Source organism: Streptomyces sp. NPDC000878, assembly GCF_053599695.1.
In genome coordinates this window covers 48,771-72,873 of sequence record NZ_JBSFMT010000011.1, presented here as the reverse complement: position 1 = coordinate 72,873, position 24,103 = coordinate 48,771, and the positions used below count along the sequence as shown (strand labels likewise).

Genomic DNA, 24,103 nt, shown 5'->3' with positions numbered 1-24,103 from the left:
AGCCCAACTTCCCTCTCCAGCACATCCTCGATATCGCGAGGCCTGACCATGGATGCCCCCTTCATTTGGCGTATCTGCTCAAGTTAAGCGTCATGTCTACCTGGTGCCCAACATTTCCGCTCAATCTTACTGCGGTGATTCGAAGTTCCGTGAACCCTTGTTGAGCGGCTGCTGGAGCAATCATCGTCCTCAGTTCCCTTAGGACCGCCGAGGAATCGAGAGCACCGCGCGACATATCCCCGGTTCCATACACAGCCACGTCAGAGAGATGCAGCTTAGTCCCGTCGATCTTCACACCCGCCAGCATTTCCACATCTCCCTTATCGGTCGGCATCGAATGATAGAAGGTGTCACCCCCGCGGAAATTACCCACGCCGCAAAGTCCATCCGAGTTATGGACCAAAACCGGTGTGTCGCCCGCCAACACATAGTACGTGTGCAGGTCATCGACAGTCAGGTTGTACGTGGTGGCATGCTGCGTGTAGGCCCGGTTGCCCGTGACAATGACAGTGCCGCCATCATCCGTGAGCAGAGTCATTCCCTGAGTGAGGTTGCCAGCCTTGACCCACTCGTTCGCCGACGATGACCAGAACGGGTGTTCATGGGTCGCTGTCAGCTTTTCGATACCGTCTTGCGTGGCGATCGACAGTTCGTTGAAGTGCTTGTCGTCTTCGGTGACGATGAGACGGGTGACCTCACGCGGGCCGGTCTCCCCGGTTTCCGGGTCGGTCGCCTGGACCACGTCACCGAGTTCGATGTCTTCGATGTCCTCGGTCGTGCCATCGGCCATGAGGACGTCGGTGCCGGCCAGAAAGCACTTGCAGGCGTTCTTCGCGGCCTTAGCCGCCTTCGCGGCATCAGCGATGTTGTCCGCTTGCTTGGGCAGTTTGGCAACGTCACCCCCCGGCAGGAAGCCGATGAGCCCAGTGACAACCCCGACCGCGTCACCGTCCTTCCATGAACGTTTGAGGTCATACAGGTCGCAACCGGCCCCGAGGACAGGAACCCAACCGCACCCCGCGATGGCTACTTCCTTGGCCACCGGGTCTATGACCGGCGTCGTGTTGGTCCAGTTCTTCAGTGCCGGGTCACTCAGGATGGGGTTGTAGAAAGGACCACTGCCGAGAGCAGGGCCGGCAAGGCCACACCCACACCCAAGAAGACTGCCACCGTCATCGCCACTACCACCGCTGGAAGCCGCCGTACCACTGCTGCACGAGCCGTTGTGGCAGGAGCCACCGCCCGGGTTCCCCGGGTCGATGGGGCCGTCCTCGATGATCTCGCCCGAGCCATCCCCCTTGGGAGTACCGATCCCGCACACGTCTGCGAAGCAGAGGCCCGTCGGGTCGGAGTAGCTGGTGGGGTTGTTGCCCGCGTAGCTGTAGCCGTTGAGTGACTGGTGCTGGTCCAGAACGAGCACCGGGTCCACGCTGATGAAGCGGCCGGTCGACGGATCGTACTCGCGGGCGCCTACGTGGGTCAGCCCTGTCTCGTCGTCCACTGTCATACCGAGGAAGGACTTGTCGTCCGACCAGTTGCCGGTTCCGCCTTCCCGTTTTTCGCCGAACGGTGTGAAGTACCGCTTCGTCACGGCCTGGTCGGTGGAGGCGAGGGCCAGCGTCGAGGTGCCGTGGTGGTCGCCGGCGAGCCACGTCAGAGTGTCCGTGCCGGACTCATTGGTGCGCAGCGCGACGGTGGAACCGGCTGCCGAGTAGTAGCGCTGGGCCCAGGTCTTGTCGGTGTCCGCGTTGTAGTGAACCTCCGTGGCACCGAGGTAGAGGACAGTCTCACCCTGGAGGTTGCGGCGGATGAGCAGGTCGCCGTTGGCGTCGTAAAGGTAGTTGGCAGTGCCGTCGGCGGCGTTCGTGCCGGTCTCGGCCAGGGTAGCGAGCTTGCCCTCGTTGTCCCACGTCAGCATCTGGGTAGCGGTACCGTCGGGGCGAGTTGTGGTGTTGCCTGTCGCGTCGTAGGCGTACTCGTCCTGTGCACTGGTGCAGGTGCCGGTGCCGGTGGTGATGGTGGCGGCCATCGTGTGAGGACGGTCGGAGTCGTAGCAGTAGGTCTCCGCCGTCGTAGCGCTGGAGGTCCGCTTCGTCGCGTCGGTGCGCAGACCCGTGTCGGTGTACTTGTACGAAGTCCAGTACGGAGAGGCCCCGTTGAGGTTCCCAGTGGTGCGGCCTGTGGGGGAGCAGTCGGCTGCCGCGGGGGTCCAGGCCTCGGTGAGGCGGCGATGGCCGTCGTAGTTGAAGCACTGGTAGTCGGCCTTGCTGGTGCCGCCCAGTGTGGTGGGGTCGAAGATCGAGGTGACGTTGCCCGCGTCGTCGTAGCTGTAGTTGAGTTCCTGGAGTGAGTAGGCGTGCGTCTGGTCGGTGACCGCGGACTGAGTGATGCGTCCGGTGCCTTCTTCGAAGGTGTTGGTGATGTACGCCTTCTTGGTGCCCGTGGCTTCGGAGACGCCCAGCGCCAGCTGCGTGACTTCACCGATGGCCGTGTAACTCGCACCCAGCAGGTATCCCGTTGTTCCGGACGACATGCTGACGGGCAGCCCAAGGCCGTTGTACTTGGTCCCGATCTGCTCGGCGGCAAGGCCGCCCACGGCCGGTTCCTTGGTGTACTGCTGGGTGCCGTCGATGTTGTAGGCCGTGGAGAAGTCGAGTGTGGCGGACGGAACCGCAGCTTCCTTCACCAGTTCGTCTTTGTCCGACAGGATGAGCTGCGTGCCAGTGGCGCGATACAGGGCGTCGTAGGCGGTGACCTTGCTGGTGTAAGCCCTACCCGAACTGCTGCTGCCGCCGACGTAGCGGACCGCGGTGTCGGGTTGCCCCTTGAACAGGGTGTCGTAGGTGTGGGCGGTGAGCTGGTTCGCGGCGACCTTTTCCTCGGTCGTGGACGTCAGGTCGGCCGTGGACGGAGCGCTCCAGGTGCCGGTGATCCGGCCGAGCACGTCGTAGCCGGAGATGACGACGCGGCCCTCCGCGTCCTTGGTCCACGAGACCTGGTCGAGGTCGGTATAGCCCGTGGTGCTCGTGCCCGTGTCCGGGTCGGTGGCGGACGTTTCCCTGCCGTACAGGTCGTAGTCGTACGACCAGAGAGCGTTGTCCGGACCTGTGACTGTGGACAGCTTGCCGTCGCGGGTGTAGTCGGAGGCGGTGGCGGTGTACGAGGCCCCCGTTCCGGCACCGTAGGCGGCGTCGGCCGGTGAGGTGCCGGAGTACTCGCGCCGCTCGGTGGTCCGGCCCAAGGCATCGGTGATCACGCGGGTCGCGGAGCCGCCGGCCGGAGCAGTGGTGGCTACGGAGTCCCCGGTGTAGCTGATACTGGTCGTCCAGCGCTTGGCACCCGCCGTGTAAAGAATGCTCGTGGTGGCTCGCTCTGCCCCGTCGTAGGTGGTCGCGGTCTCCTGGGCTGCCTCGCCGTTCGAAGAACGGGCGAAGGCACCCGAGGGGGTCGCGTCCTGGTCGAAGAGGTCGGCGAAGGTCTCGGCGGCCAGACCCCGGTTGTCGTACCGGGTTTCCGTGAGCAGTCGTCCGCCCTGCGGGGTCGGGGACTGGGTCTGGAGAGGGCGCAGCAGCGAGTCGTAGATTGAGTAGGTCGTGTTGTAGGTTTCGCCGTCCGCCTTGAGGGTGCCCATCGAGGTCCACGGGGCGGCTGTGTTACTGACGGAGTAGCCGAAGACGTAGTTGGCCGTCTGGGGGCTGGTCCGCGATCGGTTCGGCAGCCAGACGGCGGTCGCCCGCCCGAGCGCGTCGTACGCCGTCTCCGTCAGCTTCGTGTTGACGTCGTACGTCTTGGTCGTCGAGCCGCGGGCCGGGTCGAAGTAGGCGTAAGACTTCTGTGTCTTGGCGTTGGTGGTCGCCGTCCTGGTCAACGGACCCGTATCGGTGGGGGTATAGGCCGTGCTGGTCGTGTTGCCCGCCGCGTCCGTCACGCTGAGGGAACGGCCGAGGGAGTCGTACGTGCCGGTCTTGGTGACCGTCTGCCAGGACGTGGGGTGCCGCTCGCCACTGGTCGCCGAGACCGGGTACGCAGAGGCCCGTCCGGTCCAGGAGGCGTTGCCCAGGGTCGGTGTCTGCGAGGCGCTCCAGGCGGCGGCGCTGGTGTTGTCGTAGACGGTCGCGGTGTCCGAGAGCACGTCGCCGCGTGAGGCCGCGTTGGCGGGCAGTGACAGCGACGTCTCGGCCACCGAGCAGGGTCGGCCGACGGCGCGGACTCGGGAGATCAGGCTTGTGATGCCGATGGACAGGCCGGTGTCGGGATCGGTGTCCGTGTTGCGTGCGTACCAGGTGCGGGCGCAGGTCTCGTCGCCGGACTTGGCGGTGTCTCCCACGTCGTTGGTGGTGGCCGCCATGCCGTACTCGTCGAACGTGGTCGAGACCGCGCGGGTGCGCCAGCTCGACGACGCGGTGAGATAGGTGTGGGTGGAGGACTTGGCGGTGCGGACGTAGTAGGACTCGGTGTCGGCGTACGACTTGTGCTGGTTGGCTGTCCGCTGCGACCAAGGATCGTTGACCGCGACGGAGACGGGAGTCGATCCGTTGTAAGTGATCTGCTCCCGCAGGAAGCCTGCGAAGGGATCGCTGTCCGTCTGGTCGGGGACGTCAAGACCGCTGAAGTCGACCCCGTCGACGGTCACGGAGCGCCGGGCGGTGGCGTCCAGCGTGCCGTCCGAGGCCAGCAGACGGTCGCCGTGCATGCCCTGCAAGTAGACCGAAACCGTCTTGGACTGGCCGCTGCCCACACCCTTGGTGGTAGTCACCTTCCCATAGCCTCGCCAGACGGACCAGGTGCGCTCTTCGGACGGCACCATCGGGTTCTCGTCGTAGTGCCAGGCGGGGGCCGAGTAGGAGTAGGCGTGCTCCATGTCGACGTTCCGGCCGGTGGGGTCGGAGGTGACGACCGCGAGGACGCGGTACTTGTGAAACCAGTCGATTGAGGCTTCTTCGGCGCCGTTGATGTGCCAGTACTGGGGATAGCAGGATTTGGTGTTCTCGTCGGCGGCGGTGGGCATGTTGGAGCCCCGCACGCACTCGGGCTCGGAGAGGGTGACGTCGGTGATCGCCCCGGTCTCGGAAGCCACGGTCGAGATGCGAGGGCGGGTCAGGGGCAGGATGTTGTCGGTCGCGTCGACCCGGTTCTCACGCATCTGGTAGGTGAACGTCACCGGAGGCAGCGTGATGGCCGTGCCGTTCCTGCCGGTGTGCCTGATGCTCTGCAGCGCGAGGGACTGGTCGGAGGTGTCGTCGACGAGATCTCCTCCGTCCAGGAACATCTGTTCCAGCTTCCAGGTGTCCACTTCGGTGAACGCACCGGCTGTCGCCGACCAGGCATGGGTGTCGATCTGGGTCAGACGCTTGCGGGTGAAGAAGAACGGCGACACCGCGTCACAGTCGGCGTCCTTCTTGCAGATCGAGTCGAAGGGGACGTCAGGCCAGTTGTCGGAGGTGGAGTCCTTGAGTTCCGAGCAGTCGGAGGCCGTGCAACGCTCTGCGTAGGTGAATGTGACCTTGCCCGAACTGACCCCGGTGAAAAGGGCGTTCGCGCGCTGGCCGTAGAGGATCTTGTTTAGATAGCCACCTCGCGTGTACTCGGTCGTCGCGGTGGATGCCCCGTTCTTGGCGTAGGAGTTCGTCTCCGGCGTGTACCAGTACGACATGGCGTTGCCGTGCAGGTCCTCGACGTAGTCCAGGTTCCAGCGCCAGGCCTGTGTCACGGACCGCCCGGAGAAGGAACTCCCTTGGTCGTAGCCGGGTTCTCCGGAGTCGTCACCGTAGACCGGAACCGTCCACACCGAGTTGGTGCGCTCTGTGCCTGCGCCCGGGAGTTTGTTGAGTCCGAAGACGTACTTGGCGCCGTCGCCGGTGACTACGGTCCAGTACTCGCCGCTGTTGTCTTCGTTGTCACCGTCTGTGGACCGCGTCACGATGGACGCGTCGTCGTCCTTCAGCCGCCACGCACCCGTGGTGTCGTCCTTGACCAGTTCGCTGGACTTCCCGTTCAGGACCAGCGAAGCATTCTCGTACTTCCAGCACAGATCGGCCTTGTCTGTCTGGCCGTCCTCATCGCAGGAACCGTAGGACCGCTCGATGTAGGACGACGAGGAGATGTCGAAGCCCTCACCGACCTGGGTCGTCTGGTTGTTCGTGGAAGCGGTACGGCCGTCGATGCTTCCGGAGTCGTACGACAACGAGATCGATGGGGAGGGCCCCGCCGCCGCAGGGGGAGTGTCGAGCCCGTATGACCAGGTGAACGCGCCGGACGAGCCGCCGGCCTCCCAGGCTGAGGACGAAGAGAGCGGAGTCGCCGAGTAGTTGCCGGAGCCTGACGCGGACGCGCTCGCGGTGGCGGCCAGAGCCAGCACGGTGGCCGTGGACGAGTCCGACGACGCCAACGGGACGTCAGCTGTGACCGACTGTCCGGAGACGTCGTTGTGCGAGGCCAGCGGCGTCTTCGTCCGGCAGGCGGCCTTCTCCGGTGTGGTCAGTACGCAGGCGGGCAGCCGCAGCAGCCCAAGCCGGCCTGACCAGCCGCCACCGTATGCGGAGGCGAACGCCGAGTAGTCGACGCTGACCTTGGCCCGGCCTGCTTCGGCGGCTGCCACGGTCAACAGCACACCCTTCACTCCGGCAGCCTCGGTGATCTCACGGTCCAGTACCCGCACTGCGGCCTCACCAGCAGCGGTCTTGGAGGCGGCCTCCGAAGTGATCGTGACCGGAAGGCCACCTGTCCTGACAGAGACACTGCCGGTGCGAGAGCCGGGGAGAGTGATCGTCACCTTGGCGGGCTTCGGCCAACTCACCTGCTGCTCGGCAGCAGCGCGGCGCGCTTGAGCTGCGTTTTCCGCTCTGTCCTGGGCAACTGTCGCACGCGCCTTCTTCGCACCAAGGCCCGAGACAGCGCGGACGTCGCTGTCGCGTTGCGCGGGTACATCGGGCGCACCCAGGCCTCCGCTCGTAGTTGCGCCGACTGCCTGCGCCGTGGGCAGCGCGTTGACGGGGACCGTCAACGCGAGCACCAACGTCGCCGCGACAGCAGCTCGTCTATCACGTATCCAACGGACCACTCTGGTACCGGTATTCACGACAAACCCCCACCAGGAACCAAGGAAGGAAGGAAAAGGAAGAGAAGGAGAACTGACCTCAGTTGCTGCGCCACTGCTGTGGCCGTCAGCTGCTGGTCATGGTGTCCACCTGGCTCCCGTTCGCTGCCGCGCCCGCCCAGATCCGGATGCGTGAGATCTGCCCGGGCAGGTAGTGGCTCCAGTCACTGTCTACATAGCCCTTGCCGACGGCGAGTTCGCCCGTGCCCAGCACCGCCGCATAGACCTTGTCCGTGCCGTTCTGGGTCGAGTCGAGGTAGAGGGCGATCTTTCCGGCCTCGGCGTTGTGGACCCCGGTAAGTTGGGCCCGTCCGTCCACCACGGCAGCGGCGTCCGACTGAACTGCGGAGAAGTCACCGTTGGCTTCAAGTCTGCCGAAGTACCAATAGCCGACGGGAACTTGCTGTTCGTTGCCGTCGTCATCGATCGTGGTCGTCGTACCCGTCAGCTTGTACCACAGCCCCCACGCGGAACCGTCGGCGTTGCGCTGCCCGATGACCTGCGCGGTGTAGCCAATGGCCTTGGTGTCCAGTGCTTTCTTGTCCAGTTCCACCTCTGTGGTCACGGTGAAGGAGCCGGTGTCGTCGACGACCGGACCGGAGACGGTCGCCGCGCCGTTCGTACCGTCCAGGACGATTGCCTCGCCGTTCAGTGAGGCGCCACCGGACAGAGTCAAAGTACGGCCTTCATATCCGCTTAGGGTGTCGGCCAGCGTGGTGCCGCTCGCCTGCTCCGGGTTCCAGTCAGCAACTAGTTCGGTGGCGGTCGACGTGTTGTCAGAGTTCAGCAACCGGGCCTCCTCGGCAACGTCCACGGGGCGCAGGGCTTGCTGGAAGACGGCGACCTCGTCGACTCGCCCCTGCCAGTAGTCCTGGTACGTACCTGGCTTATAGGCGGCGCGGCCGAACTGCATGGGCCCGTCGAACACCTGCGTTTCCGCACCGGCCGGGAGGACGACCGGGCTGCCCTGTGGGCGGCCATTCACGTAGAGCTGGATCGTGGCGTCCTCAGCGTTGTACACACCCGCCAGATGGGTCCACGCGTTGAGCGTCACGCCCTCCACGTCGGCTTCCGCTCCCACTGCCTGCCGGACCTTGTCCTTGTCGGCCCAGCTCCAGAGGAACACCCATTTCCCTATGCCTGCCGAGTAGTAGAGGGAGAACCCCGACTTGTCACTACCGGTCTGCGACAGGACGGTCCGGTAGTCGGAACTGTTCCTGAGATTCGCCCAGGCCGAAACCGTGAACGAGGACTGGGTGTTGACCGGCGCACTACCAGTCACCGCGTAACCGGCGTGCCGAGTAGTGTCGTTGGTGGCGTTCAGCCACAGCGAGCGGTCGCCCTCACCCCGTCGGGCCAACGAGGACCAGCCAGCGCCGGTGGTGTAGAGGGTCGCTGGGTGTCGCGTCCCCTCGGTCGTGGCGGTATCCGCGGCGGTCGTCCCGTCCGAACCCGGGGCACTGTCGTCGAAATGCCAACGCCCAGTTGCCCCCGGGCGTTCCTTGACGTTGAACTTCACCCTTGCGGTCAACCCCAGACGTCCGCTGTCCACATCGTCCTTCGCCCGGACTTCAAGCACCTGTGTGCCGGACAGGTCCGGGGCGATCTGCCTGGTGACCGTCTGGCCGGGTATCAATGCCGACCAGGACGTGGAGGAGGCCAGCTTGTAGACGTAACCCACAACACTGTTGGTGTCCACGGACGCCGGAGAGAAGGTGAAATTGCCTTTGACTCCCGGCCCTCCGGCCGGGTCGCAGAGGTTGGCGGAACACACCGAGTACGGCCCGCCAAGCGTGATCACCGGAGCCCGGGGGGACAGCAGGTCGACCTTGAAGTAGCACCAACCCTTGGTCGTCACCGTGCTGGACGACTGCACATAACTGGCACCGCTGTAATACGAGCGGGTGAACACAGCCATGCGATAAAGGCTGTTCTCAGAGAAGGCGATCGGTGACTCGTCCTTCACCGTCGCTCCGTCAGCGCGATATCCCTCGATCGGCCTCACGGGCTCGGTGACCACATCCCACGAGTCGGCATCCACCTTCTTCTGCACGTAGAAATGAGCCCGCAAGCTGGCATCGGCCTCACCTCCCGCCGCGGTCTGAACAACGGCGGAGAACATCGGCTTGGTGTCCGACAACAGGTCCGGGTCGCCGGCGTCCGTCTCACAGGAGGTCACATCCCCGGAGAGCACACCGGGGCTGGTCGGCGGCGCGGGAACACCGACATAGTCCACGTCCAGCGTCGCGTCGTCGTCGAACCTCTTCCAGCCGTTGGGGTCGCCCTCGTCGTGCGCCTTCAACATCAAAGTCAGGCGGGAGAAACCGCCGGCCGCGAAGACCTTCACCGTGTTGGTGAGGTTCTCGTAGCTCTGATCCGGGTCGTCGTTGAACTCAACGGGCGCATCGGGCTGACTCGGAGTGCACGCCGTCCCACGGCCCGCAGCGACGGTACGGTCTCCGAGCTTGTCCCAATTGCTGGTCGGGCCGGGCCACTTGGTCGAGGACGAGATGTTCGGCGTGCGGACAAGGTCGACGACCGTCTTCTCACACGACATCGACCAGCGCTCGGTCACCCGAAACGTGGCGTCCAGCACACGCTTGCCGCGCAGCTGGTTCGGCGCGAACTCGAAGTACATCCGCTGCTTGTAACCCGAGCCGCAGTAGTAGCCGATGCCGCCCGTCACGTACGTCCCGCAGTAGCCGACGCCCTCGCCGTCGTCGCCGCCGGAGAAGTTGTAGAAGGTGTCGCCGTCCGACGACAACAGCGTCCGCTCCGACTCTCCCCAGGAAACATCCGGGTCGATGTAGAGCGGGTAGACCGTGCCCGCGCCGGTCAGCAGTTCGGCGTCCGGCACGACTGTGATCGAGTCGGTGTCCGCGGTGACCGGCAGGACGACGGAAGCATCCCCGTCGCTGGGGCCTTCTGCGGGATCGGAAGTGAAATCACCGTCGTGAACGGGAGCGTCGTTCGCCACGCCGGTCGAGTCCGAAGCGGTGAGCGACATGGTGGTGGTCCCGGATTCCGCTGCGTCACCGGCAGAGTCCCACTGACGCGCGGCGGGCGTGCGGAACACCGCGTTGCCGTTCTCGTCGAGTGCGTTGAGGCCGCCGCCGACACCGCCGCGCAGCGTCAGCCCTTGCGCCTCGACAGGAAAGTCCAGCTTCTCCAGTTCATCACTGGCCGCCGCTTCGGCTGTCTTGACCACCAGCACCTGGCGGTAGCCCTCAGTGGTCGCCGTCATCCTCAGATCCACTCCGGGCAGCACATCCGCGTACACCGCTGACGCACCGTCCAGCACTGGCTCGGGCAGTTCCCCCGGCCAGCCCACCATCAACGACCGCTTGCCTTCGGCCACCGTCACAAGACCGGCGCCGTCACCCCCGGCGGAGAACGACACCTCCGCCACGGCCGCCTTCGGGCCGATCGAGCCGTCGGCCCGCCGCTCCAGCGTCGCGTCCGGCTCGGCCCACGAGCCGTCCGGCTGTTCGACTCGCACCGGAACCGCAGACTGGCTCAGCGAAAAGGTCACGCCATCCGGATTCGCGAACGTCGTCGCATACTCGGTGCGCTTCCCGAGGATTTCCACCCGCTCACCGGTATCGGCCGCCTCCTCGGCAGCTGCCCTGGCCTCCGAGGTGGCGTTTTCGGAGCCAGCATCTGTGGAAGCCCCCGAGGACGAGTCCGCACTCGCCGCAGTGGGAACAGCAAAAGCGACCGGCGCGGGGAGACCCGCGAGCACGGCCGCTGTCACAACAAGAGCAAACGACTTACGCATACGTCTTGCACGTACGCCGACGTGACGAAACGCCGCCTCCGACCCCACAACGCCCCCCGCTTCACAAAACTGGACAGCAATTTACCGGCGATGCGCAACTTGACCGCATATAGTCGCACTTGCAGCTTGTAGCGAATCCGTTAGATCACAACACGTGCCACCAGGGGCACACAAGGCAAATAACAAGCCAACTCGATCGAATGTTCGATTAGCGAGAGCTGTCAGATCACCCCGTCGAACCACCCGGGCACCTCAAACGTGATCGCTCGAACCGGCGGTGGTTCCCATACGCCGCCTCGACGCATCTGACGTCGAACTTCCCTTAGAAACCGGGCAGTTGGATCACCAGGTATCGATCAGAAGCGCCCGGCGCCACACAGAGCGGTTTCGACGGGACTGGCCGGAAACCACTCACGCCACCCCAGATATCAACGCCGCCCGCAGCCATGCGCTACCCACGCGGCACAAGGCAGCCGCCGAGGGAATGCCAACCCTGGGCGGACAAGGACTGTATCGGTGCGGCCATCGGTATCCGGGTCCCTGGCCACCGCCCCAAGGGCCAGTCCGAGCAGGCCCTGCACGCCGACACCCGCGCAACGAACTCCCTGATCAGAAACGTCTGAGCCCTGGGCGAACGCACCACCGCCGAACTCGAACAACCTGGCGCACCCTGCACCATGTCGCCCTCAGCCCACGGCGAATCGGCGACATCACCCGCACCGCCCACGTCCTCAACTGACACCGGACGTGATCTTCGATAGAAGACGTCACCAACCGGCCCGTCCTCCCCAGGACTCGGCGGACAAGACAGCTAACGCGCCACCCGGTGGCGGAGGTAGACAACCCTCGAGCTGAAGGTGCGGGTCTCGACGAGTTCGAGGTCCACCCGGCGCTCGTGCCGGGGAAAGTACGGAATGCCGCCGCCGACCAGGACCGGGTAGACCATGGTCCGGTACTCGTCGATCAGACCCGCCGCGGCAGCCTCCGCGGCGAGAGTCGCCCCGCCGATCGCGATCTCGCCCTCCCCCGGCTCGGCCCGCAACCGCTCGATCTCCTCCGCGACGCTGCCGGAGGCCAGACGGGCATGTCCCTGCACCTCCGACAGCGTGGTCGAGAACACCACCTTCGGGAGCGGGTTCCAGAGCGCGATCCACTCGAGTTCCGCCTCGCCGAGCGAGGGATCCTGGTCGGCGGTCTCCCAGTACAGCATCGTCTCGTACAGCCGTCGTCCCATCAGGTGGACGCCGACGTCTCGGATCTCGTCGATCCAGAAGCGGAAGACCTCGTCGGGCATCGCCCAGTCGAAGCCGCCGTCCGGCCCGACGATGTAGCCGTCAAGTGAAACGCTCATCGAATAGGTCACGCTGCGCATCAGAGGACCTCCTCGGTCAACGGGTTCGACAGTACGGCCGACGGTCGTTGACACAACCTCACCGGGCCGGATGCAGAGCAGGCCGGTAGACCAGTTCCTGGATGTGGTCGTCGAGCGTCCGGTGCTCGATCAGTTCGAGGTCGAAGTCGGCAGCGCCCTGGAAGATCGGGTCCAGCCCGGTCCGACCGGTGATCACCGGGAAGAGCGTCACCTGGACCCGGTCGACCAGACCTGCGGCCATCAGCGCCCGGTTCATCGACAGGCTGCCGTGCGAGCGCAACGGCACCTCGGACTCCTTCTTGAGCCGGGCGACGACATCCACGGCATCGCCGCTCACGACGGTCGCGTCCGGCCAGTCGAGGGGGCCTTCCAGCGTGGTCGACACCACCGTTGCCGGGAGGTTCACCATCCGGGTGACCCATGGGTCACGCACCTCGGAATCCTCGGCACTCACGGCCAGCATCCCCGCGAACGCCCGATACGTGTTGGCCCCGAAAACCATCCGCTGCTCCTCGTCGTACAGGGCGAGACGGTGGTCGAGAAGCTCCGGACCCTGCTTGCCCCAGTAGCCGGTCCAGTCGCCACCGGCGGCGCCGAAGCCGTCGAGGCTGGAAAAGACGTCGAACGTGTAGGTCACGGTCACGATGCTCTCCTCAAGGGCAGTTGATCGCGTGTCGGAGATACAGACTGGCGGCGACGGCGGAACTCATCGCTCGCCGTCAGGCGAGTCGGATGCCCGCGACAATCGGAAGGTGGTCGCTGCCCGTGGCCGGCAGGGTGCGGACATCGGTGACCGTCGCCGCACGCGCCATGACGTGGTCGATCCGCGAGACCGGGAAGGCCGCAGGCCAGCTGAACGCGAAGCGTCGCTCCGACAACTCCGTCCGCGAGGTGACCGGGGTCAGGCCTCGGTCGTCCAGCGTGCCGTTGAAGTCGCCCAGCAGGATCACCTTCGCCGTCTTCTCGGCGGCGAGGGCCTCACCCAGCAGGCCCGCGCTCTCGTCCCGGTGGTCGGACGCGAAGCCGGTCGGCCCGATGCGGACCGAGGGCAGGTGGGCCACGTACACGGCGATCTCGCCCCACGGCGTACGCGCTCCCGCCCGCAACCCGCGGTTCCAGCCCTCGCCGATCCCCTCCGGCCTGATGTCCAGCAGCCGTACGTCTGTCAGCGGGTACTTCGACCAGAGGCCGACCGTGCCTTCGACCGCGTGGTGGGGGTAGGCGGGGGCCAGGGCTCCCTCGTAGAGCGGCAGCGCGGACGGGGTCAGCTCCTCCAGCGCGATCAGCTCCGGGCCGGCCTCGATCAACGTCTCCGCCGTGCCCACCGGATCGGTGTTCTCGTCGCTGACGTTGTGCTGGACCGCCGTGATGTCAGGTGTGCCGCCCTCTCCGGGAAAGACCATCCCGCCGAAGAGGTACGTCCAGACGGCCGCCGGGAGCAGCAAAGCCACCAGCGCCGTGGTCGAGCGGCGCAGCAGGGCCAGAAGCAGCAGCACGGGGATCGTCAGGCCCAGCCAGGGGAGGAATGCCTCCAGCAGGCTGCCCATGTTGCCGATGGCGTTGGGCACGGCCGAGGGGAAGGCCAGCAGGGCAGACGTCAGTACGGCCAGCGACGCGAGCACCCGTCCGCGTGTCCAGGACGACCGGCCTTTGGCGTCCTTGCCCCACCGCAACCACCGCAACCACTGCGATCGCCGTAACCACCGCACCGGCTCTACGCGAACACCACCGTCCGCCGACCGTTCAGCAGAATCCGGCGCTCCCCGTGCCACTTCACCGCCCGTGCCAGCGCCTGGCACTCCACATCGCGGCCGATGGCCACCAGTTGGTCGGGCGTGACGTCGTGGGCGACTCGCTCGACCTCCTGCTCGATGATCGGGCCCTCGTCCAGGTCGGCGGTGACGTAGTGGGCCGTGGCGCCGATCAGCTTCACGCCCCGGGCGTGCGCCTGGTGGTACGGCTTCGCGCCCTTGAAGCTCGGGAGGAAGGAGTGGTGGATGTTGATGATCCGGCCGCTCAGGGCCTTGCACAGGTCGTCCGACAGGACCTGCATGTAGCGGGCCAGGACCACCAGCTCCACGTCCTCCGCACGGACCAGCTCCAGCAGCCGCGCCTCCGCCTCCGCCTTTGTGTCCTTCGTCACCGGGATGTGGACGAAGGGGACGTCGTACGAGGCGACCAGTTCGGCGAAGTCCGTGTGGTTGGAGACGACCGCCGCGATGTCCACCGGCAGCGCGCCGATCCGGGCGCGGAAGAGGAGGTCGTTCAGGCAGTGGCCGAACTTGCTGACCATCAGGACGACCCGCATACGGTCCTCGGCCCGGTGGATCTGCCACTCCATGTGGAAGGCGTCGCCGATCGCCGCGAAACCCGCCCGCAGCTTCTCCACCGTCACCGGCGCCTCCGCCGAGAAGTGGACGCGCATGAAGAACAGTCCCGTGTCGTGGTCGCCGAACTGCTGGCTGTCCTCGATGTTGCAGCCGGTCATGAAGAGATAGCTCGACACGGCGTGCACGATGCCCTGCTTGTCGGGGCAGGAGAGGGTGAGGACGTACTGCTCGGCGGGAGCCGTTGCCTGGCTGGACTGCTCGTTCATGCCGGACAGGGTCCCATATCCGCCCCGACCGGCCGACTCCCGTCCGCCACCCGGAACAGCCCGACGGAACCACCGACTCCTACGCCGAGCGCGTCAGTATCCGCAGTACCTCCAGCGTGCGCGGCGGGACGTCCGGTTCCTCGCCGTCGCTCGCCGACAGGCGTACGTGGGCGTCCCGGGCCGCCCGGACCGCCTCCGGCCAGCCGGCGTGGTCGAGGTAGGCCGAGACCCGGGCGTCCGGGCCGACCTGGTGCATGATCCGCAGGACGCGGAGTACGGCGGTGTCTACGAGGGCGGCTTCCTGGGAGTCCCGGAAGATCGTGCCGACGTATTTCTCGGCGGACCAGCTGTCCAGCCAGGTGTCCTCGACCAGGCGGTACACGGCGTCGGTGACGTCCCCGTATCCGTCGACGCCGGCGAGCCAGACGTCTCGCTGGAACACCGGGTCGGAGAGCATGTGCAGCGCGGAGCGCACATTGCTGCGCCAGCGCCACCACGGCATGTCGTTGAGTGGCATGCCGCCCATGGTGGAGGAGCGACGGCCGCGACGGGAAGAGTCTTCCGAACCTTGCACGGTCATCGATCGTACGTTCCCTGTGAAAACGAGAACAACAGCCCCCGTAATTCACCTCCGCGTCACCGGATATTGACCGAGGGTCACACCCGGGTTGGCCATGTGACGGAATCGTGCATGCCCATGACCGGCAGGCGACGCACCCGCAGCACCTTCCGTACCACCACCCTCCGCACCCCCTTCAGACTGAGCGCGCTGGCCGTGTGCGCCGCGCTCGCCGCCGGCTGCGGGGTCATCCCCGGCACCTCGGACGGGGCGGGGAGCGGCGGCATCACCGTCATGACCTGGGCGCCGGAGGACACCAGCGCGACCAACAAGCCCGGCATGCCGGCCATGGCACAGGCGTACGCCCGCTGGGTCAACTCCCAGGGCGGTCTGAACGGGCGCAAGCTCAAGGTCCTGACCTGCAACGACCACAACGACCGGGTGGCCGCCGCGAAGTGCGCCCGGCGGGCGGCCGACGAGGACGTCGTCGCGGTCGTCGGCTCCTACAGCCAGTTCGGCGACGACTTCCTGGGCCCGCTGGCCTCCGCCGGAATCCCGTACATAGGCGGCTACGGCGTCACCAACGACGAGTTCACCAACCCGATGTCCTACCCGGTCAACGGCGGCTCGCCCGCCCTCCTGGCCGGTCTCGGCAAGGAACTCGCCGCCGTCTGCGGTCCCGTCGCCCTGGTCCGCCCCGACACCATCGCCGGCGACCAGCTGCCCCAGCTCCTCGACTCCGGCCTGAAGGCCGGCGGGCACGCCCAGGCGCTGGACCAGTTGGCCGCCGAGGACGCCACCGAGTACGGAACGCAGACGAAGCGCGCCCTCGAACGGACGACGGAAACAGATACAACGGACACAACAGACACAGAGGGCGAGGGTGACGGCGAGAAGGAGGGGTGTGTGGTGCCGGCGCTCGGGGACCGGACCAACACCTTCATGGACTCCTTCCGGCGCGACCGCGCGGACTACCCGGACGTCCGCACCGCCACCGTGCTCGGCAGCGTCGACCAGACCGTGATCAACGCGAACGGCGGCAGGTCGGGCCCGTACGAGGACTCGTACATCACAGGCTGGTACCCGGTGGCCAGTGACGCCCGCTGGGACGACATGAAGAAGGTCATCAGCGAAGAGGCGTTCGACGACAACCGCATCGACCCGCAGGACGCGGGCGTGCAGACCACCTGGATCGCGTACACCGTCCTGAAGGCGGTCGTCGAGTCGCTGGACGGCGAGGTCTCCTCGACCACCGTCCGGCGGGCCCTCGACGACGGCCTACAGGTCAGCACCGGCGGCCTCACCCCGACCCTGCGCTGGCGCTTCCAGGACCTGCTGTCGGTGGTCGGCTTCCCGCGCCTGGTCAACGCGCAGGTGACCCTCCAGGTCGTCCGCGACGGCCGCCTCGTCGCCGCCCGCAAGGGCTTCGTCAACACGACGAAGCTGCTGGAGAACGCGGCGGACGGCTGACCAGCGGACTCGCCGAGGGCGATCAGAGCTGGGTGGACTGGCGTTCCGTCAGGCCGTACGACTTCGCGATCGAGTTCCACAGCTCGGCCGCCCTGGCCTTCTGCGTGGTGGCGATCCCGCTCTGCTTGTTGCCGTTCTGGGTCTGGCCCGTCGTACGGGCCTGGCCCTTCTTGCAGCCGTTCTTGGCGGCCACCTGGTCGGCCCAGGCCGCGTAGTGGTTGTCGGCCGACTGGGAGGCCTGCCACGCCTTGGTGAGGGCGGCGGTCAGCGCGGCGTGGTTCGGGAGCTTGTCGACGGGGAGCGCCGCGAGCCGGGTGACCAGTTCGCCGCGCTGCTGGGCCGCGCCGCGCAGGTCCGAGGCCGCCTGGCCGAGGTTGGTACAGGACTTGACATCCGCCACGGCCTTGATCACCGCGTCGCGGCTGTTGTTGCTGTCGGCGAGCAGCTTGTCCAGCTCGACGGCCTGCGCCTCGGCCGGGTCGGCGGCCGGTGACCCGGACTCCTCCGGTGCGGCCGAGGTCGCCGCGACGGTCTTGTTGCCCGCGTCCTCGTCACTGTCCCCGCCGCCGCTCAGCAGGGCACCGGCCCCGACCCCGAGCACGGCGATCCCGATCCCGAGGGCCGCGATGACGGGCACCCGCGAACGTCTGCCCCCACCGCCACCGCCCCCACCGTGCCGGTCGTCCAGGACGTGGGGCGCCTGCGGCGCGGCGTTCGGGAAGCCGTACGAGGGCTGCTGGGCGGCGTACGGAGCCTGCTGGGCGTAAGGGGGGCCTGGCTGCTGGGGCTGGATGCGGGGCAGCTGCTGGGTGGCGCCGGCCGGTGCCGCATCGCCCTGGCCGCTGCGGAAGAGGTTGTCGAAGTCGGACGGCGGCTGACGGTCGTCGGGGGCGCCGTACGGCCCTGCGGGCACCGGCGGGATGTACTGCGTGGCCTGGGCGTCCGGATGCGCGGGGGCCTCCTGCGGCACCCGGCCCAGGAACGTGGTCGCCTCGGCGTTCGTCTCGGGCGGCAGCGCGCCGGGCCCCACAGGCGGGAGGAACTGCGTCGCCGCCTCGTTGACGTGCGCGGGAGGTGCGGGTGCGGGGGTGTGCGCCGCGACCGGCGGGAGGTAGTGGGTGGCCTGGTCGACGACCGGGCCGGGGGTGCCGGGAACGGGCGGTATGTACTGCGTCGCGCCCTCGTCGGCGGGCGGCAGCGGAGCACCGGGCGCGGCGGCGTACGGGACGGCCGTACCGCCCTCGGGGGGCAGCGGGGCGGACGGGGCGCCACCGTACGGCCCGTACGCGCCGGGGTGCTGGTTCTGGCCGTACGGCTGCTGCTGATGCTGCTCGTGCTGCGGCATGGGGGCGCCCCCGGCCGCGGGCGGGAGCGGCGCGGCCTCGGCGCCCTGCGGGGCGTGCGGTACGGGGAGGGGGGCGCCCGGGGTCGGCTGGGCGCCGTAGCCGGGCTGCTGGGACCAATCCCCGGACGCCCTCGGGTCGTTGTTCCACGCCGGGGCCGACGGCGCCTGCTGCTCGGGCTGTTGCTGCGGTTGGGGCTGGTGCTGGGGTTGCGGCTGGAGCTGGGGCTGGAACTGGTCCTGGGCGCCCCACTGTTGGTGCTGCTGGGCGTCGGGCGTCACCGGCCACCCCCCGGCCGCCGGAGACTGCCCCTGGCCCTGGGCCTGGGGCTGCCCTTGGTACGGGCCCTGAGGCTGACCCTCGTACGGACCCTGGTTCTGACCCTGAGGCTGGCCCTCGTACGGACCCTGAGATTGCCCCTCGTACGGGCCCTGAGGCTGCCCCTGGTGCTGGTTCAGGTCCGGGCCCCACGGCTGGCCCCAGGACTGACCGCCGGTCGGGGTCGGCGGGGGCGGGGGCGGTGCCTGCGCGGGGACCGGCCGGCCGGCGTTTCCTCCCGTCATGCCCGGGAGCAGCGGTTCGCCGCCGTCGGAGGGCAGCACGATGCCTTCGCGCGCCACGCGCGGCGAGGGCTCCTCGCCCTGTCCACTCTGCGTCACCGGGACTCCTACTGATGGGGGACCTTCGGAATCGTCGGTTAACGCTACCGGGTCCCCGGAATCCCCTTTCACGCAGCACAGGACCAGACCACTGCCCCACCAGCCGCTCAGCCCCTGGCTGTGTCTCCCGTCACGCCGCCGCCCGCAGGTCCATCCGTGCCCCGAACTCCCGGACCACCGGCTCGTCGCGGTACGGCTCCAGGCGCAGCTGCAGGTCCTCCAGGTACTCGGCGCCCCGGTTGGAGCGCAGGGTGCCCAGGAGTTCCACCGCGCGCAGACCCGTGTGGCAGGCCTCCTCGACCTCGCGCTGCTGGACCTGTGCCGAGGCCAGCAGCACAAGGCCGATGGCCCGGCGCCGTGCCCGTGTCTCGGGGTGCCCGTCCAGCGACTCCTGCGCGCATCGCGCCGCCGCCTCGGCCTGGCCGAGGTCCCGGTGGCAGTGCGCCAACTCGTCGGCCAGGTAGGCCCCGTCGAAGTGCGCGATCCACGCCGGGTCGTCCCCGGACTCCGGATCGGCCGCGTCCAGGGCGTTCACCGCGCGCCCGGATGCCAGCTGGGCCGCCCGCGCGTCGCCCATCAACGCGTGCCCGCGGGCCTCCGCCGCGTAGAACATGGCCTCCGCGCGCGGGGTGACCCTCCCACGCGCCCCCTCCTGCGCCGCCCGCGCCAACTGCGCGATCTCCCGCGGGTTTCCGAGCTGCGCGGCGAGATGGCTCATGGACGCGGCGAGTACGTACCCTCCGTACCCTCTGTCCCCGGCCGCCTGGGCGAGGCGGAGCGCCTGGATGTAGTAGCGCTGGGCGAGGCCGGGCTGGCCGGTGTCGACGGCCATGTACCCTGCGAGTTCGGTCAACCGTGCGACGGCGGCGAAGAGGTCACGCCCCACCGCCTCCCGGTACGAGCCCGCCAGCAGCCCGGAGACAACGCTGTTGAGGTAGTGCACGACGACCGGACGCACATGCCCGCTGCCGTACTGGTGGTCGAGGTCCGTGAGCGCCTGGGTCATCGCGCGCACCGCCGCCACGTCCGACGGCCCCACGCGCGGGCCCGCCTGGCGGGCCACCTGGGAGTCCGGGGACGAGATCAGCCAGTCTCGGCTGGGCTCCACGAGCGCGGACGCGGCGACGGACGAACCGGAGAGGAAATCGCGCCGGCCCACGTCACTGCGCCACAGCTCACACACCTGCTCGATGGCGCCGAGGACGGTCGGGGAGAACTGGAGCCCGACGCCCGAGGCGAGGTTCTTGCCGTTGGCCATGCCGATCTCGTCGATCGTGACCGTACGGCCCAGTTTGCGGCCGAGGGCCTCGGCGATGATGGCGGGCGCCCGGCCCCGGGGCTGCTGTCCGCGCAGCCAACGGGCCACGGACGTCTTGTCGTACCGCAGATCGTGGCCGTGCTCCGCGCCGCACATGTTGACCCGGCGGGCCAGCCCGGCGTTCGAGCAGCCCGCTTCCTGGATGAGCGCCTGCAACCGTTCGTTCGGCTGCCGCGCGACGAGAGGCCTTGCGGCCATGGCGTACCCCCTGTGGCTGCGGTGCCCTGCCCACGCACCGAGTTGACGTGTCTTCCGTGCCCGGAACCCCTCCCGTACTCGTCCGCGTACAGCGTCCTCGTACGGCGAAAAGATCCGGCCTTGAAGATCAATGCCCCGCAGGCATGCCGAAAATGCGAGGCTTGTGAGGATTGCCGGGGTAAAGGCGGATGCCAGCCCCTCCCCTGCCTACCCAGCCCCGCCCCGGATCCTCCTGCGCGCCCCCACACATGCATCCATGCGCCCCAGATGCGGAATCGATGCTCCTCCCCCGCGCATGTGACAGGCGTAACTCATGATTCCCACTAGAGTTGTGTTCATCGTGGAAGAGACCATCGCGGGCCCTGATGCTGCCCAAATCCCGAAGCAACGCGGCGAATCCCTCTTGGAAACCGCCGTCCGTTACGCCGAAGAGCGCCACTGGGACGTGTTTCCCGGTACGTGGCTGGAAGCAGTCGACGGGGTGCAGCGCTGCTCCTGCGGCGACGCCGCGTGCGCGCTGCCCGGCGCACACCCGACACGGCCCGACTGGATCACACAGGCCACGGGCAGTGCGACCGTCGCGCGCCGGCTGTGGACCGAGCAGCCGACGGCGTCGATCCTGCTGCCGACCGGCCATACGTTCGATGCGATCGATGTGCCCGAGACCGCGGGGTTCCTCGCGCTCGCGCGTATGGAGCGGATGGAACTGACGCTGGGGCCTGTGACGTTGACGCCGGATCGGCGGATGCGGTTCTTCGTTCTTCCGGGGGCGTCTGTGAAGGTGCCTGATCTGGTGCGCAAGTTGGGGTGGGCGCCGGCTTCTCTCGACCTGGTCGCGCTGGGGGAAGGGGCGTATGTGGCTGCGCCGCCTACTCGGTACGGGTCTCGGGGGGCTGTGCAGTGGGCCTGCCGGCCTACGCCTGCGAATCGGTGGCTGCCTGATGCGGAGGAGTTGATCTCGCCGCTCGCTTACGCGTGTGGGCGGGATCGGTAACCTTCGCGGTTCGGGGTGCCTGGTTGCGGTTGTGCGGCGGCTGCGGGTGTGTTGTGGCTGGTCGCGCAGTTCCCCGCGCCCCTGAAGGCGCCTCCCTCGGCCCCCGGCACAAGGCACCCCGCAGCCGGGAAAGGCCCCCCTGCGGTCCCCCGATGACAGCCTCCCGTGCCTCGGGAAGCCAAAAAGCAGGGAGTCTCGCCTAGGGTCTCTCGCATGGTCGATGGTGCTGCCGTGCGCGTGCAGGGGCTCTGGAAGCGGTTTGGGCAGCAGGTTGCTGTTGCTGGGATTGATCTGGAGTTGCCTGCGGGGAAGTTCGTGGGGCTTGTCGGGCCCAATGGGGCCGGGAAGACCACGACTCTCTCCATGGTGACCGGGCTGCTGCGGCCCGATCAGGGCACCGTGGAGGTCGTGGGGCACGACGTGTGGCGGGACCCCGTCGAGGTGAAGGCGCGGATCGGGGTGCTGCCCGAAGGGCTTCGGCTCTTCGAGCGGCTGTCCGGGCGTGAACTCCTCGCCTACTCGGGGCGGTTGCGCGGTCTGCCCGGTGCCGAGGTCGACAAGCGGGCCGCCCAGCTGCTCGACGTCCTCGACCTGGCCGGCGCCCGGCACAAGCTCGTCGTCGACTACTCGACCGGCATGCGCAAGAAGATCGGCCTCGCCGCCGCTCTCCTCCACAATCCCGAAGTCCTGTTCCTCGACGAGCCGTTCGAGGGCGTGGACCCGGTGTCGGCGCAGATCATCCGGGGTGTGCTGGAGCGGTACACGGCCTCCGGCGCCACCGTCGTCTTCTCCTCCCATGTGATGGAACTGGTCGAGTCGCTGTGCGACTGGGTCGCGGTGATGGCGGCGGGGCGCATCCGGGCGCACGGTCCGCTCGCGGAGGTGCGGGGCGACGCCTCCTCGCTCCAGGAGGCGTTCCTCGAACTCGTCGGCGCGGGCGGGCGCGACCACGGGTCCCACCTCGACTGGCTGGGCGGCGGCGCCCGGTGAGTACGGCGGGGTCCATCACTCCTGTCGTCGTACGGCTGAAGCTGTCGCTGTTGCGCAACGGGCTGCGGCAGTCCGCGGGGCGGCGGGCCGCGTACATCTCCTCCGTCGTCTGCGTGCTGCTGCTCGCCGCGATCCAACTCCTCGGTCTGATCGCCCTGCGCGGCAACGCGCACGCCGCGTCCGTCACCGTCCCGCTCCTCGCGGTCATGGCGTTGGGCTGGGCCGTCATGCCGCTGTTCTTTCCCGGCGGGGACGAGACCCTCGACCCGACCCGGCTGGTGATGCTGCCGCTGCGCCCCCAGCCGCTGGTCCGGGCGCTGCTCGCGGCCTCGCTCGTCGGGATAGGGCCGCTGTTCACGCTGTCGCTGCTCGTCGGGTCGGTGATCGCCGTGGCGCGCGGCGGGGCGGCGTACGCCGTGTCGGTCGTCGCCGTCCCGGTCGCGCTGCTCGTCTGTGTGGCGCTCTCGCGGGCTGTCGCCGCCGCCAACATCCAGCTGCTGAGCAGTCGCAAGGGGCGCGATCTCGCCGTACTCAGCGGGCTGGTCGTCGCGATCGGCACACAGGTCGTCAGCTTCGGTGCGCAGCGGCTCGGTTCGGCCGGGCTGGGCCAGCTCGACCCGGCTGCGAACGTGCTGGCATGGGTGCCGCCCGGGTCGGCCATCGGGGCCGTGGACTCGGCGAGTGAGGGGTCGTACGGGGTCGCGTTCGTCCAACTCGCGCTCAGCGTCGGGGCGTTGGTGCTGCTGGTGGGGTCGTGGTCGCGGACGCTCACCCGGCTGATGACCTCTCCCGACGGATCCACTCTCCAGGCCGCCGAGCACTCCGGTGCGCGGGAGCGGGGATCCGGCGGGCTGGGGCGGCTGTTGCCGGGCGGGCGTACCGGGACCGTGATGGAGCGGAGTCTGCGGTACGCGTGGCGCGACCCCAAGACCAAGGCCGCGTGGGTGACTTCGCTCGCGATCGGAGTGATCGTGCCGGTGTTCAGCGCGTTGCAGGGCACCGGTTCGGTCTACGTCGCCTGCTTCATGGCCGGGATGCTCGGCATCCAGATGTACAACCAGTTCGGGCAGGACACCTCCGCCTTCTGGATGGTCGCGATGACGATCTCGTCCACCCGGGACGCGTACGTCGAACTGCGCGGCCGGACACTGGCGTTGCTGCTGATCACCCTGCCGTACGCCGTCCTCGTGGTCGTTCTCACCACCGCGTTGCTCGACGACTGGGCCGCGCTGCCGGAGGCGCTCGGGCTGTCCCTCGCACTGCTCGGGGCGATGCTGGCGGCCGGGGCCTGGTCGTCGGCCAGGTTCCCGTACTCCATCCCGCAGGAGGGCTACAAGAACGTCGCCCCCGGGCAGTCCGGGCTCGCCACGGTCTCCATTTTCGGCGGCATGGTCGGCGCCACTCTGCTGTGTGCCCCCGTCATCACCCTCACGATCTGGCTGAACGTCGCCTCGGGCGGCGACCGTTGGACCTGGCTGCTGCTGCCGGTCGGCGCCGCCTACGGCGCCCTGCTCACCCTCCTCGGCCTGCGGCTCGCCGCCCCGCGCACGGCGGGCCGGCTGCCGGAAATCCTGGCGGCCGTCAGCAGAGGCTGAACTTGCCTACGGCACAGGGGGTTTGGGACGCAGAACGAGGGGAGGGAAGGGGGGTGACGGGAAAGCGCGCCCCAAAGGGGCGCGAGGCTGTGTCATATGCGGCTCCGCCGCGTGGGCGCGACCAGCCACGACGGG

The 24,103-nt window shown here is 68.0% G+C and carries 13 protein-coding genes; 4 read left to right on the top strand and 9 right to left on the bottom strand.

The features are described from left to right. Positions 1-61 precede the first annotated feature (61 nt). The 7 genes from ACWDR4_RS12975 to ACWDR4_RS12945 all read right to left on the bottom strand — a co-directional run bounded on the left by ACWDR4_RS12975 (position 62) and on the right by ACWDR4_RS12945 (position 15,422). Positions 62-6,658, bottom strand: coding sequence for a polymorphic toxin-type HINT domain-containing protein (locus ACWDR4_RS12975; RefSeq protein WP_450407573.1), 6,597 nt, complete (start codon positions 6,656-6,658; stop codon positions 62-64). 505 nt (positions 6,659-7,163) lie between these two features. Continuing rightward, positions 7,164-10,922, bottom strand: coding sequence for a LamG domain-containing protein (locus ACWDR4_RS12970; protein ID WP_450407571.1), 3,759 nt, complete (start codon positions 10,920-10,922; stop codon positions 7,164-7,166). Positions 10,923-11,685: 763 nt separating this feature from the next. Next, positions 11,686-12,246 (bottom strand): dihydrofolate reductase family protein, encoded by a 561-nt coding sequence (locus tag ACWDR4_RS12965; RefSeq protein WP_450407568.1) that lies wholly within the window; start codon positions 12,244-12,246, stop codon positions 11,686-11,688. Between the two features lie 58 nt (positions 12,247-12,304). After that, positions 12,305-12,889, bottom strand: coding sequence for a dihydrofolate reductase family protein (locus ACWDR4_RS12960; protein ID WP_450407566.1), 585 nt, complete (start codon positions 12,887-12,889; stop codon positions 12,305-12,307). Positions 12,890-12,965: 76 nt separating this feature from the next. Then, positions 12,966-13,868, bottom strand: a complete 903-nt coding sequence (locus ACWDR4_RS12955; protein ID WP_450407564.1) for an endonuclease/exonuclease/phosphatase family protein — start codon at positions 13,866-13,868, stop codon at positions 12,966-12,968. Between the two features lie 92 nt (positions 13,869-13,960). Further along, positions 13,961-14,842 (bottom strand): formyltetrahydrofolate deformylase, encoded by an 882-nt coding sequence (purU, locus tag ACWDR4_RS12950; protein ID WP_450407561.1) that lies wholly within the window; start codon positions 14,840-14,842, stop codon positions 13,961-13,963. 79 nt (positions 14,843-14,921) lie between these two features. Continuing rightward, the gene (locus ACWDR4_RS12945) at positions 14,922-15,422 is read right to left on the bottom strand and encodes an SCO4402 family protein (protein ID WP_450407558.1); all 501 of its coding nucleotides are present in this window, start codon (positions 15,420-15,422) and stop codon (positions 14,922-14,924) included. A 117-nt stretch (positions 15,423-15,539) separates the two neighbouring features. On the opposite strand from ACWDR4_RS12945, the gene ACWDR4_RS12940 reads away from it, so the two are divergent. Continuing rightward, positions 15,540-16,871: an ABC transporter substrate-binding protein gene (locus ACWDR4_RS12940; RefSeq protein WP_450407555.1), complete on the top strand. Its 1,332-nt coding sequence runs from the start codon at positions 15,540-15,542 to the stop codon at positions 16,869-16,871. Positions 16,872-16,893: 22 nt separating this feature from the next. Here the strand turns inward: ACWDR4_RS12940 and ACWDR4_RS12935 are convergent, their stop codons facing one another. Further along, positions 16,894-18,873 (bottom strand): hypothetical protein, encoded by a 1,980-nt coding sequence (locus ACWDR4_RS12935; RefSeq protein ID WP_450407553.1) that lies wholly within the window; start codon positions 18,871-18,873, stop codon positions 16,894-16,896. Positions 18,874-19,003: 130 nt separating this feature from the next. Then, complete coding sequence (locus ACWDR4_RS12930) at positions 19,004-20,389, bottom strand: transcriptional regulator (protein WP_450407550.1); 1,386 nt, start codon at positions 20,387-20,389, stop codon at positions 19,004-19,006. Between the two features lie 331 nt (positions 20,390-20,720). On the opposite strand from ACWDR4_RS12930, the gene ACWDR4_RS12925 reads away from it, so the two are divergent. The 3 genes from ACWDR4_RS12925 to ACWDR4_RS12915 all read left to right on the top strand — a co-directional run bounded on the left by ACWDR4_RS12925 (position 20,721) and on the right by ACWDR4_RS12915 (position 23,968). Beyond that, positions 20,721-21,383 carry a bifunctional DNA primase/polymerase gene (locus tag ACWDR4_RS12925; protein ID WP_450407547.1) on the top strand — a complete coding sequence of 221 codons (663 nt, stop codon included), beginning with the start codon at positions 20,721-20,723 and terminating at the stop codon, positions 21,381-21,383. Between the two features lie 213 nt (positions 21,384-21,596). Beyond that, entirely contained in the window at positions 21,597-22,373 is a 777-nt protein-coding gene (locus tag ACWDR4_RS12920; protein WP_450407544.1) for an ABC transporter ATP-binding protein, read from the top strand. After that, positions 22,370-23,968 carry a transporter gene (locus tag ACWDR4_RS12915; protein WP_450407542.1) on the top strand — a complete coding sequence of 533 codons (1,599 nt, stop codon included), beginning with the start codon at positions 22,370-22,372 and terminating at the stop codon, positions 23,966-23,968. The genes ACWDR4_RS12920 and ACWDR4_RS12915 overlap by 4 nt, the downstream gene beginning before the upstream one ends. The last annotated feature ends 135 nt before the right edge of the window (positions 23,969-24,103 follow it).

What these genes read in the sequence shown, in the direction of transcription:
- ACWDR4_RS12965 (WP_450407568.1), bottom strand. Translation starts at nt 12,246, where the DNA reads ATGCGCAGCGTGACCTATTCGATGAGCGTTTCACTTGACGGCTACATC.
- purU (WP_450407561.1), bottom strand. Translation starts at nt 14,842, where the DNA reads ATGAACGAGCAGTCCAGCCAGGCAACGGCTCCCGCCGAGCAGTACGTC.
- ACWDR4_RS12945 (WP_450407558.1), bottom strand. Translation starts at nt 15,422, where the DNA reads ATGACCGTGCAAGGTTCGGAAGACTCTTCCCGTCGCGGCCGTCGCTCC.
- ACWDR4_RS12940 (WP_450407555.1), top strand. Translation starts at nt 15,540, where the DNA reads ATGACCGGCAGGCGACGCACCCGCAGCACCTTCCGTACCACCACCCTC.
- ACWDR4_RS12930 (WP_450407550.1), bottom strand. Translation starts at nt 20,389, where the DNA reads ATGGCCGCAAGGCCTCTCGTCGCGCGGCAGCCGAACGAACGGTTGCAG.
- ACWDR4_RS12920 (WP_450407544.1), top strand. Translation starts at nt 21,597, where the DNA reads ATGGTCGATGGTGCTGCCGTGCGCGTGCAGGGGCTCTGGAAGCGGTTT.